A 13,232-nucleotide genomic window follows, 5' to 3' on the forward strand; every position below is an offset into this window, starting at 1 on the left:
CCCGTGCCGCGTCCCCGACTCCCCCTCCGCCGGGTCAACGGGTGGGACGACGGCCGCCGTCCGGTTCCGGGCCACCGGTCGGGCGGACCGGCCGGTACCGGGCCAGCCAGGTGACCAGTTCCTCGGCGGGCATCGGTCGGGCGTAGAACCAGCCCTGCGCGGCGTCGCAGCCCGCGGCGTGCAGCATCCGCCAGGTTCGCTCGTCCTCGACGCCCTCGGCGACCACCCGCAGGCCCAGCGCACCGGCCAACTCGATCATGGATCGGACGATCGCCGCGTCGTCGGCGTCGTCGGCCATGCCGAGCACGAACGACCGGTCCACCTTCACCTCCGACAGCGGCAGCCGACGCAGGTGTTGCAGGGAGGAATACCCGGTGCCGAAGTCGTCCAGGGCGATGGCCACCCCGATGCCGTGCAGCCGGGAGATCGTCGCCAGCACCCGACGCGGGTCGGCCATCAGGGCACCCTCGGTGATCTCCAGTTGCAGTCGCTCGGCCGGCACCCCGTAGCGGGCGAGCCGGTCGGCGATCTGGTCGGCGATCTCACCGGTGTGCAGGTCTCGCACGCTCACGTTCAACGCCGCGCGCAGCCCGATGCCGGCCGCCGACCACTTGGCGAGCTGCTCCACCACGTCGTCGACCACCCGCCGGGTGAGCAGCCGCATCACCGCGCTCTGCTCGGCGACCCGGATCAGCTCCTCCGGGTCGACCATGCCCCGGCGCGGGTGCCGCCACCGCAGCAGGGCCTCGACGCCGACCACCTCGCCGGTCGCGATGGCGATCTGGGGCTGGTAGTACATGGTGATCTCGCCGGCATCGTCGGCCGGCTCGCCGCCGGGGTGCGCCCACCCGGTCGATTCGAGCGGTTGCCCCCCGAGACCCGGCCCGACGTCACGCCGAGGGCCGGGGCCTCCGTCGCTCGGCGCGAGAGCCGGCGCCGCGCTTCCGTTCGGCGAACGACGCCCCCGCCCACCCCCGGAGTGCCGGTCCCGGGCCGGACCGGTGCGGGTGCCGGCCACCGTGGCGCGGGTGTTGCGGCCACGGATCGGGTCCGCTCCGGTGGCGATCCGGTTGATCAGCTCGTCAGCGTGCACCAACCCGGCGTCGGGCCGCGGCCGGCGACCCCACCACCGGCCGCCGACGCGCGGCGCGGCGGCGATCACCGGGGCCGCACCCGCGTGCGGCGCGGCCTCGACGGCCAGGTCACCGTCGGGCAGGGCCGCACCATCGCCGCCGCGCACCTCCGCCAACGCCGGGAGGGGTACGTCGACGGCCGGCTCCGGCTCAGCCGGGCCGTTCCCGTCGGCCTGCCCCGCCGGGTGAGTCTGCCCCGCAGGCCCGGAGTCGAGTCGCTCGTCGGCCGACGGGCCGGACTCCAGCACGCGGCGAAGGTCGGCGAGGAGGCCGAGCCGCTCGGCGGAGTTGTGGTCGGACTCCGGGGCGTACAGCGCCACCGTGTCGTTGCGGTGCTTGGCGTCGTACATCGCCACGTCGGCGTGGCGCATCAGGGTGGCGAAGTCCTCGCCGTGCTCGGGGAAGAGGGCGATCCCGATCGAACCGCCGACGTCCAACGGCAACCCGTCCAGCGGGACCGGCTCGGCCAGCGCCGCGACCACGCGGTCGGCCAGGTCACGCGCCTGGCTCGCGTCGGTCAGCCCGGTCATCACGATGGCGAACTCGTCCCCGCCGAGCCGGGCGACCATCTGCGGTCGGGGTTCCACGTCGGTGAGCCGGGCGCTGACCTCGACCAGCAGCCGGTCGCCCACGGCGTGCCCGAGCGCGTCGTTGACGTTCTTGAAGCGGTCCAGGTCGATCAGCAGCAACGCCAGGTGCCCGTCGGGTTCGCCGCGCGCGGTCCGCTCGGCGTGCAGGTGCACCTGCTCCGCCACCTCGGTCAGCAGCGCCTTGCGGTTGGGCAGCCCGGTGAGCGGGTCGGCGGCGGCGAGGTGCTGCTGCTCCACGGTGAGCCGGGCCATCCGGTAGACGGCGAAGAGCGGCACCAGCACCAGCGGGATGAGGGCCGCGCTGACCCGCGCGGCAGCGACCAGCACCGGTGCGAGCAGCAGCAGCGAGCCGGTGGAGAGCAGTTCGAAGCCGAGGCCCTGCCGGACGGTGGACCACCACCGACCGCCGAAGCGCAGCCGCACCGCCCAGCTCACCAGCCCGTAGTTGACCACGAACCAGGCCATCGTGGCGCCGCCGACGGCGGCCACGTCGGTCCAGTGCAACCGGCCGCCCGAGAAGATGGCGCCCGGCCCGAGCTGGATGACCGCGTACGCGGCGGCGAGGGCGCAGGCGTACTGGCCGACGTTGAACGCGGTCCGCCACGCGGCGTGCCGCATCCGCCAGCCCGACACGACCACCCCCACCGCCTGCACGGCGACGGCCGGACCGAGCCCCCACCCGAGCAGGATCGCGAAGGTGAAGCAGGTGGACGGGAAGACGGCGGAGGACTGGCGGCGCCCCGGCGGGACGAACGGACGGGCGTCGCAGACCACGGCGAGCGCGGCCATCGTCCAGAACGCCACCGGCAGCCGGGACAACTCGCCGGGCAGTGTCGCGAGTGGACCGGCGGCGGTCAGGGCGGCGACCGCCAGGATGCCGATGACGAAGCCGGCGAACGGCGCCACCCGTCCGGGAGGGACGAAGTTGCGCGGGTCGGCGACCTCCATCACACCTCCCGACCGACGGTCGGCGTGCGGTGCGCACGCCGTGACCCTATGAAACGCCCTCGGCCCCCGGTTTCCCGGTATGACAGTCACGAATCGGTCGTAGTCGTAATTAAGTTGGTATACGCGGGCAGCCAGCCCGCCGGCCACCGGTGACGATCAGCCCTCCACCCGGGCGGCCCCCCGCGCGGCGTCCGGACCCTCGTCCAGCAGCAGCCGGAACCCGTCCTCGTCGAGCACCGGCACCTTGAGGCCGGCCGCCTTGTCGGCCTTGGACCCGGGGTTGTCGCCCACCACGACGAAGCTCGTCTTCTTGGACACCGACCCGCTCACCTTGCCGCCCCGGCTCTGCACCGCCTCGGCCGCCTGGTCCCGGGAGAAGCCGGCGAGCGTGCCGGTCACCACCACGGTCAGCCCCTCCAACGGGCGCGGCCCCTCGTCGACCGCCTCCTCCGCCATCCGTACGCCCGCCTCGGCCCACTTACGGACCACCTCGCGGTGCCAGTCCACGGCGAACCACTCTCGGATGCTGGCCGCGATGGTCGGCCCGACCCCGTCGACCGAGGAGAGTTCCTCCTCGCTGGCCGCGTCGATGGCCTCCATGGAGCGGAAGTGCCGGGCGAGCGCCTGGGCCGCCGTGGGGCCGACGTGCCGGATGGAGAGCGCCACCAGCACCCGCCACAGGTCGCGCTCACGGGCGACCGCCAGATTGTCCAGCAACTTGGTGGCGTTGGAGCCGAGGCTGCCGTCCTTGTTGACGAAGAACGGGGACCGGGACAGCTGCTCGGCGTCGAGCTGGAACAGGTCACCCTCGTCGGTGATGATCTGCGCGTCCAGCAACGCCGCGGCACCCTTGTAGCCGAGCACCTCGATGTCGAACGCGCCGCGACCCGCGAGGTGGAACACCCGCTCGCGGAGCTGCGCCGGGCAGCTGCGGGTGTTGGGGCAACGGATGTCGACGTCGCCCTCCTTCGACGGCGCGAGGGGGGTGCCGCACGCCGGGCAGGTGGTGGGCATGACGAACGGCCGGGCGTCGGGCGGGCGCAGCTCGACCACCGGGCCGAGCACCTCGGGAATCACGTCACCGGCCTTGCGCAGCACCACCGTGTCGCCGATCAGCACACCCTTGCGCTCCACCTCCCGGGCGTTGTGCAGGGTGGCCAGCGCCACGGTGGAGCCGGCAACCCGCACCGGTTCGAGAACGGCGAACGGGGTGACCCGGCCGGTGCGGCCCACGTTGACGTCGACGTCGAGCAGCTTGGTGGTGACCTCCTCCGGCGGGTACTTGAAGGCGATCGCCCAGCGCGGGGCGCGGCTGGTCGAGCCGAGCCGGCCCTGGATCGAGACCGGGTCGACCTTGACCACCACGCCGTCGATCTCGTGCTCGACGTCGTGCCGGTGCTCGGCGTAGTAGGCGATGTACTCGGCCACACCGCCCAGATCCGGCACCACCCGCCACCGGTCGCTGGTCGGCAGCCCCCACGCCTTCAGCGCGGTGTACGACTCGGACTGCGCCGCCGGCTGGAACCCCCGGCGGGCGCCGATGCCGTGCACGACCAGGCGCAGCGGCCGCGAGGCGGTGACCCTCGGGTCCTTCTGCCGCAGACTGCCGGCCGCGGCGTTGCGCGGGTTGGCGAACGGAGCCCGGCCCTGCTCCACCAGGCCGGCGTTGAGGTCGGCGAACGCGGCGATCGGGAAGTAGATCTCGCCCCGGACCTCCAGCAGCTCGGGAATGTCCGGGAACTCGACGGACGGCGTGAGCTTGCTGGGCACGTCGCGGATGCTGCGCACGTTGGCCGTGACGTCCTCGCCGGTGCGGCCGTCACCCCGGGTGGCCGCCCGGACCAGCCGGCCGGCCTCGTAGGTCAGGTTGATCGCCAACCCGTCGACCTTGAGCTCGCAGAGGTAGGGCACGGGGCCGCCGGCGTCCCGCTCGACCCGCTCGGCCCAGGCCGCCAGCTCCTCGTCGGCGAAGGCATTGTCCAGCGAGAGCATGCGCTCGGCGTGCGTGACCGGGGTGAAGTCGGTGGAGAACGTGCCACCCACCCGCTGGGTCGGCGAATCCGGCGTACGCAGCGCCGGGAACTCCTCCTCCAGCGCCTCCAGCTCGCGCAACTGCCGGTCGAACTCGGCGTCGGCGATGATCGGCGCGTCCAGCACGTAGTAGCGGTACTGGTGCTCGGTCAACTCGCGGCTCAGCGTCGCGTGCCGCTCACGCGCCTGCGGCGTCGGCTCGGCACCGGCCGCCGCCTCCTGCGCCGGGCTGACCTGCTGACCGATCTGCTCCTCGGACACCCCGCCACCTTCGGACACGCCTGCGACCTCCCCTGATCACGCTACTCCGGCACCGTATCGGGCCGGTCGGACAATCCGCTGCCCACCCGCGCCGACCTCGCACGCATCACGGTGATCAGGGGACTCCTCGCCGAGGACCGGCCGGCTGCGGTGTGGTCGGCGGGCGGCGCGGCGACGGGCGTGCGAGGATCGCCGGACGGTGCGGCCGGCGCGCCGCGCTGAGGTGGAGGTTCGCGATGCCCGAGGTGCTGCTCTGGGCGGGGGCGATCCTGCTGGCGGTGGTCGCCGGCTGGGCGTGGAACAGCTGGCGGCACCGGGTGGCGAACCGTCGGCCGGGTCGGGCCACCACGGCGCGCCCCGGTGGCCGCAGGCCCGCACCGCCCCGGCCGCGCGGCGGCGACCGGCCGGCCGCCAAGCCGCGGCCGCGCGACGCCGACCGTGCGGCGGGTACGCCGGCACCGGGCGAGATCTGGTGGGCCGACGTGCCGTACGCCGACGGCAGCGGGTCCAAGGTCCGGCCGTGTCTGGTGCTGCGCGCCGACTCCCGGGGCGCCGACGTTCTGAAGATCACCAGCCAGGACAAGAGCGACCGGGACGACCACGTGCGCATCCCCACCCGCGAATGGGACCCCGACGCCGAGCACGACAGCTACCTGAGCCTCACCGAACCGACCCGGATCAGCTCGGCCGCCTTCGCCGACCGGGCCGGCAGGTGCGACGCCGACCTGTGGCGGCGGGTCCGCGGTCTGCGCCACCTGCCCACCGCCTGACCGGCCTCGTGGACGATCCCTGGCCATAACCCACTCGGGTTCCCGGAAACCGGGGTATCCGCGACCCAGGAACACCCCGACTCCAGGTAACCGAGTCGATCACGTCAGGTCCCGCGGACCGGTCGGGCCGTACCGGTGCACGATCTCCGAGGCGGACAGAAACTCGGTCGGCTTGCCCAACGCGTCGCCCTAGGCGAGGCCGAAGAGCGAGCCGGACGCGCGCAGTGGAGGGTGGTGGATCACGGCGGCCATGGTGCCCGGCCGCCGTGATCCACGCCAGCTCAGTCCCAGCAGAGGCAGAACGGGTGGCCGACGGGGTCGGCGTAGACCCGGAAGTCCGCGCCCCCGCCCGGCAGCCGGCGGGCGCCGAGCGCGAGCGTCGCCTTCTCGGCGGCCTCGATGTCGTCCACCGTCACGTCGAGGTGGAACTGCTGCGGGCGCTCCGGATCGGGCCAGGCCGGCGGACGCAGGTTGAGCGCCCGCTGGAACGCCAGCCGCGGCTGGTGCCCGGGAGGGCCGCCGAGCACCACCCACTCGTCGTCGGAGGCACCCTCGACCAGAGGCACGCCGAGCAACTCCGAGTAGAACGCCGCCAGCGCGCGCGGATCCGGGCAGTCGATCACCACTGAACGTAGCTGTCCAATCATGACCGTCATCCTGCCCAGCGGGTACGACAGGAAACGTCAGTCCTCGACGAGTCGCCGGCCGGCGTCGCGGCAGGCGGCCAGCACCGTCCGGGCGTACTCCGGGGTGGCGCCGGCCAGGCCGCATGCCGGGGTGACGACCACCTGCTCGGCGAGCTGCCGACGGGGGAAGCCGAGCCGGTCCCAGAGCTGGCGTACCCGGTCGGCGATCTGTGCGGAGGTCGGCGCCTGACCGGTCGACGGCGGCCGGGTCGGCGCGGCACCGACCAGCAACCCGAGGCCGGCGTCGATCGTCTCGCCCAGCGGGTCCAGTTCGGTGAGCAGATCCAGGTCGAGGGCGACCCCGACGGCGCCGGTCGAGCGGATCAGCTCCAGCGGCACGTCCGGGGCGCAGCAGTGCACCACGGTCGGTACGCCGACCGCCTCCACCACCGTGCGCAGCAGCGCCGCGGCGTCCACCGGGTCCATGGCCCGGTACGCGCCCAGCCCACTCTCGGTGGGCACGTGCCCGGCCAGCACGGTCGGCAACGACGGCTCGTCCAGTTGGAGCAGCACCGAGGCGCGGGGCAGTCGCCGGGTGACCGCCGCGACGTGCGCGCGCAGCCCTTCGGCGAGGGAGCCGGTGAGGTCACGGACCGCGCCGGGGTCGCGCAGCAGCCGGCCGCCGATCGGCAGCTCCAGGGCGGCGGCCAGGGTGAGTGGGCCGCCGGCCTGCACCTTGATCGGGCCGGCGTACTCCTCGGCCTGTTCGGCGAGCTGGTCCAGGTCGCGTTCCAGCAGGTCGCGGGTGCGGCGCAGGTCGCGGCCCGGCCGTGGGGCGACCCGCCAACGGCCCGTGTACAGCTCGACGGGCAGCTCGACCAGCAGCCCGGCGGTACGACCGATGAGGTCGGCCCCGGGGCCGCGGGCCGGCAGCTCCGGTAGGTGGGGCAGCGCGGGAAGCTCGCCGAGGACCACCCGTTGCGCCTCGGCGATGTCGGTGCCGGGAAGCGAACCGATGCCGGTCGCCGCGCCGGCCGGCCAGGGCCACGCCTGATCTGTCACGGCGGAAGGGTATCCGGTACGTCGACCGCCTGGGCGGCGACGGCCGAGCCGGTCGTCCGCCGGGTCAGCCGGTGATGGTGGCGGAGCCGAGGACGACGTCACCGGCCGGGTCCGGCCGGTACGCCACGACGGCCTGACCGGCGGCGACGCCGCGGACCGGCCGACGCAGCTCGGCGTGCAGCCGGTCACCGTCGAGGGCCACGGTGGCCGGCACGACCTCGCCGTGCGCCCGCAACTGCACCTCGCACTCGACCGGCGCGTCCGGGCGCGGGCCACCGGTCCAGACCGGCCGCTCGGCGTGCACCTGGGACACCTCCAGCGCCTCGGCCGGGCCGACCGTCACCGTGTTGGTCTTCGGCGTGATGGAGAGCACGTAGCGCGGCCGGCCGTCCGGTGCGGGCCGGTCCAGGTGCAGCCCGCGACGCTGGCCCACCGTGTACGCGTACGCGCCGGTGTGGCTGCCGACGACGGCGCCGGTGCTCGCGTCGACCACGTCGCCCGGTGCCGCACCGAGCCGACCGGCCAGGAAACCACGGGTGTCGCCGTCGGCGATGAAGCAGATGTCGTGCGAGTCGGGCTTGTCGGCGACCGCCAGACCACGCTCGGCGGCCTCCGCGCGGACCTGCGCCTTGGTGGAGTCGCCGAGCGGGAACATGGACCGGTCGAGTTGCTCACGGGTGAGCACGGCCAGCACGTACGACTGGTCCTTGGCCACGTCGACGCTGCGCCGCAGCAGCCCGTCGGCGCCGAGCCGGGCGTGGTGGCCGGTCACGACCGCGTCGAAGCCCAGGGCCACCGCCCGGTCCAGCACCGCGGTGAACTTGATCTTCTCGTTGCAGCGCAGGCACGGATTCGGCGTACGGCCCGCGGCGTACTCGGCGACGAAGTCGTCCACCACGTCGGCGTGGAACCGGTCGGCCATGTCCCACACGTAGAACGGGATGCCGATCACGTCGGCCGCCCGCCGGGCGTCGCGGGAGTCCTCCAGGGTGCAGCAGCCGCGCGCCCCGGTCCGGTAGGTCTGTGGATTGCGGGCCAGCGCGAGGTGCACGCCGGTCACGTCGTGCCCGGCCGCCACCGCCCGCGCCGCCGCCACGGCCGAGTCAACCCCGCCCGACATCGCCGCCAACACCCTCACCAGCCCACTCCCTTCCCCACACCACCCTATCCACCCGACCCGGCAAACCCCCGCACCCGCACCCCGCCCGCCCCCGCCCGCCCGCCCGCCGGCCCGCCGGCCCGCCGGCCCGCCGGCCCGCCGCGATCTTGCAGTTTCCGCCCCGACGTATGCCGCAAAAGCCGCGAATGGCAGACCGAAAGTGCAAGATCGCGAGGAGAGTGAGGGCTTGCGGTCTACGCGGGTGCGGGGTGGCGTGGGGACTCGGGGTTTCAGCGGGGGGTGCGGGGGGCGGCGGCTCGGCGGGCGCGCTCGACGGCCGCCGGGAGGGCGGCGATGAGGGCGTCGATCTCGCTCTGGGTGCTGGTGTGGCCGAGGGTGAAACGCAGCGAGGAGCGGGCGCGGTCGTCGTCGGCGCCCATCGCCAGCAGCACGTGCGAGGGCTGGGCCACCCCTGCCGAGCAGGCCGAGCCCGTCGAGCAGGCGATGCCCTGGGCGTCCAGCAGGAGCAGCAGGGCGTCGCCCTCACAGCCGGGGAAGGAGAAGTGGGCGTTGCCGGGCAACCGGTCGACCGGGTCACCGTTGTAGATCACCTCGGGCACCGCCTGACGGACCCGCTCGATCAGGTCGTCGCGCAGCGCGGCCATCCGGGCCGCGTACTCCTGCTGGCCCTTGACCGCCGACTCGACGGCGACCGCGAAGGCGACGATGCCGGCGGTGTCCAGGGTGCCGGAGCGTACGTCGCGTTCCTGGCCGCCGCCGTGCAGCAGCGGCGTCGCGGCCACGTCCCGGGCCAGCAGCAGCGCGCCCACCCCGGTCGGGCCGCCCAGTTTGTGCCCGGTGACGGTCAGCGCGGCGACCCCGCTGGCGCCGAAGTCGACCGGCACCTGACCGACGGCCTGGATGGCGTCGGTGTGGAAGGGCACGCCGTGCTCGGCGGCGACGGCGGCCAGCTCGGCCACCGGTTGGACGGTGCCGACCTCGTTGTTGGCCCACATCGCGGTGACCACGGCCACCCGGTCGGCGTGCGCGGCCAGTTCGGCGCGCAGGGCCTCCGGGTCGAGCCGGCCGGCGGCGTCCACCGGCAGCCACCCGACCTCGGCGCCCTCGTGCTCGGCCAGCCAGTCCACCGCGTCCAGCACGGCGTGGTGCTCGACGGCACTGGAGACCACCCGCCGGCGGTCGGCGTCAGCTCCCCGGCGGGCCCAGAAGATGCCCTTGACCGCGAGGTTGTCACTCTCCGTGCCACCACCGGTGAAGATGACCTCGGACGGCCGGGCGCCCAGGACGGCCGCCACCCGCTCGCGGGACTCCTCGACCCGGCGGCGGGCACGACGACCCGCCGCGTGCAGAGAGGACGCGTTGCCAACCTCGCGGGCGGTGGCGACGTACGCCTCCAGTGCCTCGTCGAGCATCGGAGTGGTCGCCGCGTGATCCAGGTAAGCCATCACCGTTCAGCGTACGGCCGACTGATCGGGGGCCGGATGGCGGAGGGGACCCCGGTGAACGGCCGGGGCGGGAAGGCTTCCCCTCCCACCCCGGCCCGACGCCCGCTCCGGGTGAGCCCAGCCCGGCGGCTCAGGCGGGCACCGCCGTGACGACGATGTTGTCGCGGTACCTGCGGGCCGTGGCATCGAACGGCCCACCGCAGGTGATCAGGGTCAGCCGCGGCTTGCCGTCCCGGGCGAAGTACCGGTCCAGCGGGATCCTGGTCTTGGCGTACTCCTCCCGGGCGACGACCCGGTACCGCCTGGCGGTGCCGTCGCTGCCGGTCGCGGTCAGGGTGTCGCCCTGGTCCAGCTCCCGCAGCCGAAAGAACGCTCCCCTGCCCTGCGCGGCGCTGTCCACGTGGCCGGCGATCACCACCGAGCCGGCGCCCGCCTCCAGGCCGGGGCCGTACCGGTACCAGCCGATCTGGTCGACGCTCGGCGGCACGTCGAACTCGTTGGTCCGCTCGTTGATGCCGACGGCGTTGACCGTGGCGGTGACGTCGATCTCCGGGATCACCAGCCGGACCGGCGGGACGATCTCGCCACCGGCCGGCAGCTCCCCGGCGGCCACCGGGACCGACGGGGCGACGGCCGGTGGGGCCGAGGTGGGGCTGGCCAGTGTGCTCGCCTCCTCCGCGCCGACGTTCCCGGCCGGCTGGGAGCCGCACGCCACCAGGGCGGCGACGGTGAGCGCGGCAGCGCCGGCGGCCATGGCCGCCAGCGCGCCGCGGTTGCGCACCGTCACCGGCGAGGAGTCCGGGCGGTGGCCACCCGCGCCCCGCCGCCGAGCAGCAGCAGGACGCCGGCGCCGGCGAGCACGTACCACCAGGTGTCCACGCCGGTGCCGGCCTGACCACCGTCACCGCTCGGCACGCCGCCCGGGGCGGAGTGCAGGCCGGTGATGGTCTGGGCCACCACGTCGAGGGTCTTGCCCTCGGCGGAGCCGATCGCGTAGACGATCGTCGCGGTGCCCTCCCTGAGGTCGAGGTCCGCCGGGCCGATCGCCACCGTGCCGGTGCCGGCGAGCACCACGTCGGCCTTCACGCTGCCCGCGTCGACGTCGCCCTTGGCCTCGTTCGGGTTGGTCAGCTCCTCGAACACGGGGGTGCCGCCGGCGCGCACGTCCACCGCCGGGGCGGCGGCGGTGTGCCGGACGATCAGCCGGGCCTTGCCGGCGTCGACCTTCGACACGTCGTTCACGAACGAAGTGATCTTGGGCTGGCCGGCCGCGTCGAGGTGCGCGGCGATGCTGATGTTCGCCCCGCCCGGCACCGCGGCGTTGTCGACCTTCAGGATCGCGCTGCCGACCGGCTCGCCCGGCTTGGTGAGCGCGATGTCGTACTCGCCCTCCTCCAGGTTCAGCGGCCCGGCCACGTCACCGGGCTTGAAGGTGTCCAGCGTCTTCTCTCCGTTGACGTAGACGTCGACCGGGGTGTCCGGGATGCCGTGCACGACGGAGACCTTCGACGTGGCGGCGTAGGCCGGGGTGGCGGTGAACGCGCCGACGCCCGCGAAGGCCAACGCGGCGACGGCACCGCCCGCCGCGAACCGACGGAAGTACGAGAGCTGCATGTCTGCCTCCTGGTGGTTGGTGCTGATTCGTCAGGCTGGCTTGCAGAACGGGTTACGCCGGCTCCGCGACGGGTGGATGCGCCCCGACGCCACCTTTCTTTTCGCCGCGGTCCGCATCCGGAACGGGCCCGGGGAGCGAAGAGCTGGTGAGATGACATCGACCGGGGAGAGTGGGGCGGAGACTGTGGGAGTTACAGTCGGGCATGCCTCATCGAAGGCGAGCCGCCCGATGACGGCCGGACCGCAGGAACCGGACCCACCGGTGGACGACCTCGCACCCCGGTTCCGCGCCGGCGACGAGGTGGCGCTCCGCGAGGCGTACGAGCGGTACGGTCGGGCCGTGCTCCACCTGGCGACCTCCATGCTGGCCAACCGCAGCGACGCCGAGGACGTCACCCAGGCGACGTTCGTCGCCGCCTGGCTGGGGCGCGACACGTTCGACCCGGCCAAGGGGTCGCTGATCGGCTGGCTGCTGGGCATCGGCCGGCGCAAGGTGATCGACCGGATGCGGGCCTCGGCCCGCGAGACCCGGGTGGTCGAGACCGTCCGGCAGCTGCCCGAGCCGGCGCAGACCGGTCCGGACCCGGATCGGGTGGTGGACCGGCTGGTGATCGCCGACGAGCTGGCTCGCCTCCCCGACGACCAGCGACGCATGCTGGAGCTGGCCTTCTACGACGACCTGACACACCAGCAGATAGCCACGGTGACCGGCGTGCCGTTGGGCACCGTGAAGAGTCACATCCGGCGCGGCATGGCGAGCTTGAAACGCAGATGGGAGGTGGACGGTGCAGCACCTGGACCACGACAGGCTGGTCTTTCTGGCGCTCGGTGAGAGCGAGGCGGACAACGGGGAGAGCACCCACCTCGACACCTGCGCGCACTGCCAGCTGGAGATGGAGACCCTCCAGCAGGTGGCCGGGCTCGGCGTGGAGACACAGGGCCTGGGTGACCTGCCCGACCCGCCGGAGCACGTCTGGCAGGGCATCACGGCGCAGATCAGAGCGGCAGAGGAGCTGCCGTCGCTGACCGGGGCCGTCCGGCAGCGGGCGTCCGAGCCGACCGACGACGCGGTCCGGCCCGCCCCGGGGGCGACCGGGCCGGGGTCGACGGGCCGGTCCCGGGGTCGCCGGCGCGGTGGCTGGTCCCGCTGGGCGGCCACCGCGGCGACCGCTGCCGCCGCCGCGGCGATCGGCGTGGTGGGCAGCGTCGCCGTGCTGCGGCCGGACGACCCGGCGCCCGCACCGACGCGGGCGGTGGTGGCCAGCGCGCCACTGGCGGCGTACGGATCGACGCCTCCGGCCGCCTCGGGTGACGCCCGGGTGTTCCAGGGCGGCCAACTACATCTGCATGTGGTGAATCTCCCGCGCGTGGCGGGGTACTACGAGGTCTGGCTCATCAACCCGACGACGATGGAGATGTTCTCGGTCGGCACCCTCGGTGACGGTCCGGACGCTCTGCTCCCCCTGCCCCCCAACGTCGACCTGGGCAGCTACTCGGTGGTCGACGTGTCCGCCGAGCAGTACGACAACAAGCCTGCCCACTCCGGCGACAGCCTGCTGAGGGGCACCCTGACGGGCTGATCGGCGGGCCGGCTCAGCTCCCCGGCCCGCCGATCAGCTCCCATCCCGTCGA

The 13,232-nt window shown here is 74.0% G+C and carries 11 protein-coding genes and 1 pseudogene; 3 read left to right on the plus strand and 9 right to left on the minus strand.

Going from position 1 to position 13,232, the window contains the following annotated elements; genetic code table 11:
• Positions 1 to 34: 34 nt before the first annotated feature.
• Both ACTWLT_RS15995 and ligA read right to left on the minus strand, forming a co-directional pair.
• On the minus strand, positions 35 to 2,671 hold the full coding sequence (locus tag ACTWLT_RS15995; RefSeq protein WP_445319057.1) for an EAL domain-containing protein: 2,637 nt from the start codon (positions 2,669 to 2,671) through the stop codon (positions 35 to 37).
• 156 nt (positions 2,672 to 2,827) lie between these two features.
• Positions 2,828 to 4,963, minus strand: a complete 2,136-nt coding sequence (gene ligA, locus ACTWLT_RS16000; RefSeq protein ID WP_445319058.1) for an NAD-dependent DNA ligase LigA — start codon at positions 4,961 to 4,963, stop codon at positions 2,828 to 2,830.
• A 236-nt stretch (positions 4,964 to 5,199) separates the two neighbouring features.
• Between ligA and ACTWLT_RS16005 the strand changes: the two genes are divergently transcribed.
• On the plus strand, positions 5,200 to 5,733 hold the full coding sequence (locus ACTWLT_RS16005; protein WP_445319059.1) for a type II toxin-antitoxin system PemK/MazF family toxin: 534 nt from the start codon (positions 5,200 to 5,202) through the stop codon (positions 5,731 to 5,733).
• A gap of 105 nt (positions 5,734 to 5,838) precedes the next feature.
• Here the strand turns inward: ACTWLT_RS16005 and ACTWLT_RS16010 are convergent.
• The 7 genes and pseudogenes from ACTWLT_RS16010 to ACTWLT_RS16040 form a co-directional block, all read right to left on the minus strand.
• Positions 5,839 to 5,985: pseudogene (locus ACTWLT_RS16010) on the minus strand (ADP-ribosylglycohydrolase family protein); the annotation flags it as partial.
• Between the two features lie 29 nt (positions 5,986 to 6,014).
• Positions 6,015 to 6,380 carry a VOC family protein gene (locus ACTWLT_RS16015; RefSeq protein ID WP_445319060.1) on the minus strand — a complete coding sequence of 122 codons (366 nt, stop codon included), beginning with the start codon at positions 6,378 to 6,380 and terminating at the stop codon, positions 6,015 to 6,017.
• A 36-nt stretch (positions 6,381 to 6,416) separates the two neighbouring features.
• A complete protein-coding gene (locus ACTWLT_RS16020; RefSeq protein WP_445319061.1) occupies positions 6,417 to 7,421 on the minus strand; it encodes a methionine synthase in 1,005 nt (334 codons plus the stop codon).
• Positions 7,422 to 7,485: 64 nt separating this feature from the next.
• A complete protein-coding gene (mnmA, locus tag ACTWLT_RS16025) occupies positions 7,486 to 8,559 on the minus strand; it encodes a tRNA 2-thiouridine(34) synthase MnmA (protein WP_445319062.1) in 1,074 nt (357 codons plus the stop codon).
• 251 nt (positions 8,560 to 8,810) lie between these two features.
• Positions 8,811 to 9,986, minus strand: coding sequence for a cysteine desulfurase family protein (locus ACTWLT_RS16030; protein ID WP_445319063.1), 1,176 nt, complete (start codon positions 9,984 to 9,986; stop codon positions 8,811 to 8,813).
• Positions 9,987 to 10,116: 130 nt separating this feature from the next.
• The gene (locus ACTWLT_RS16035) at positions 10,117 to 10,773 is read right to left on the minus strand and encodes a class F sortase (protein ID WP_445319064.1); all 657 of its coding nucleotides are present in this window, start codon (positions 10,771 to 10,773) and stop codon (positions 10,117 to 10,119) included.
• Positions 10,770 to 11,600 (minus strand): DUF4397 domain-containing protein, encoded by an 831-nt coding sequence (locus ACTWLT_RS16040; RefSeq protein ID WP_445319065.1) that lies wholly within the window; start codon positions 11,598 to 11,600, stop codon positions 10,770 to 10,772. Before ACTWLT_RS16040 ends, ACTWLT_RS16035 begins: the two co-directional genes overlap by 4 nt.
• Positions 11,601 to 11,829: 229 nt before the next feature.
• Between ACTWLT_RS16040 and ACTWLT_RS16045 the strand changes: the two genes are divergently transcribed.
• The gene (locus ACTWLT_RS16045; protein ID WP_445319066.1) at positions 11,830 to 12,432 is read left to right on the plus strand and encodes an RNA polymerase sigma factor; all 603 of its coding nucleotides are present in this window, start codon (positions 11,830 to 11,832) and stop codon (positions 12,430 to 12,432) included.
• Positions 12,386 to 13,180 (plus strand): anti-sigma factor, encoded by a 795-nt coding sequence (locus ACTWLT_RS16050; protein ID WP_445319067.1) that lies wholly within the window; start codon positions 12,386 to 12,388, stop codon positions 13,178 to 13,180. The genes ACTWLT_RS16045 and ACTWLT_RS16050 overlap by 47 nt, the downstream gene beginning before the upstream one ends.
• Positions 13,181 to 13,232: the final 52 nt, after the last annotated feature.

The sequence above is a fragment of the Micromonospora yongxingensis genome (assembly GCF_052601155.1).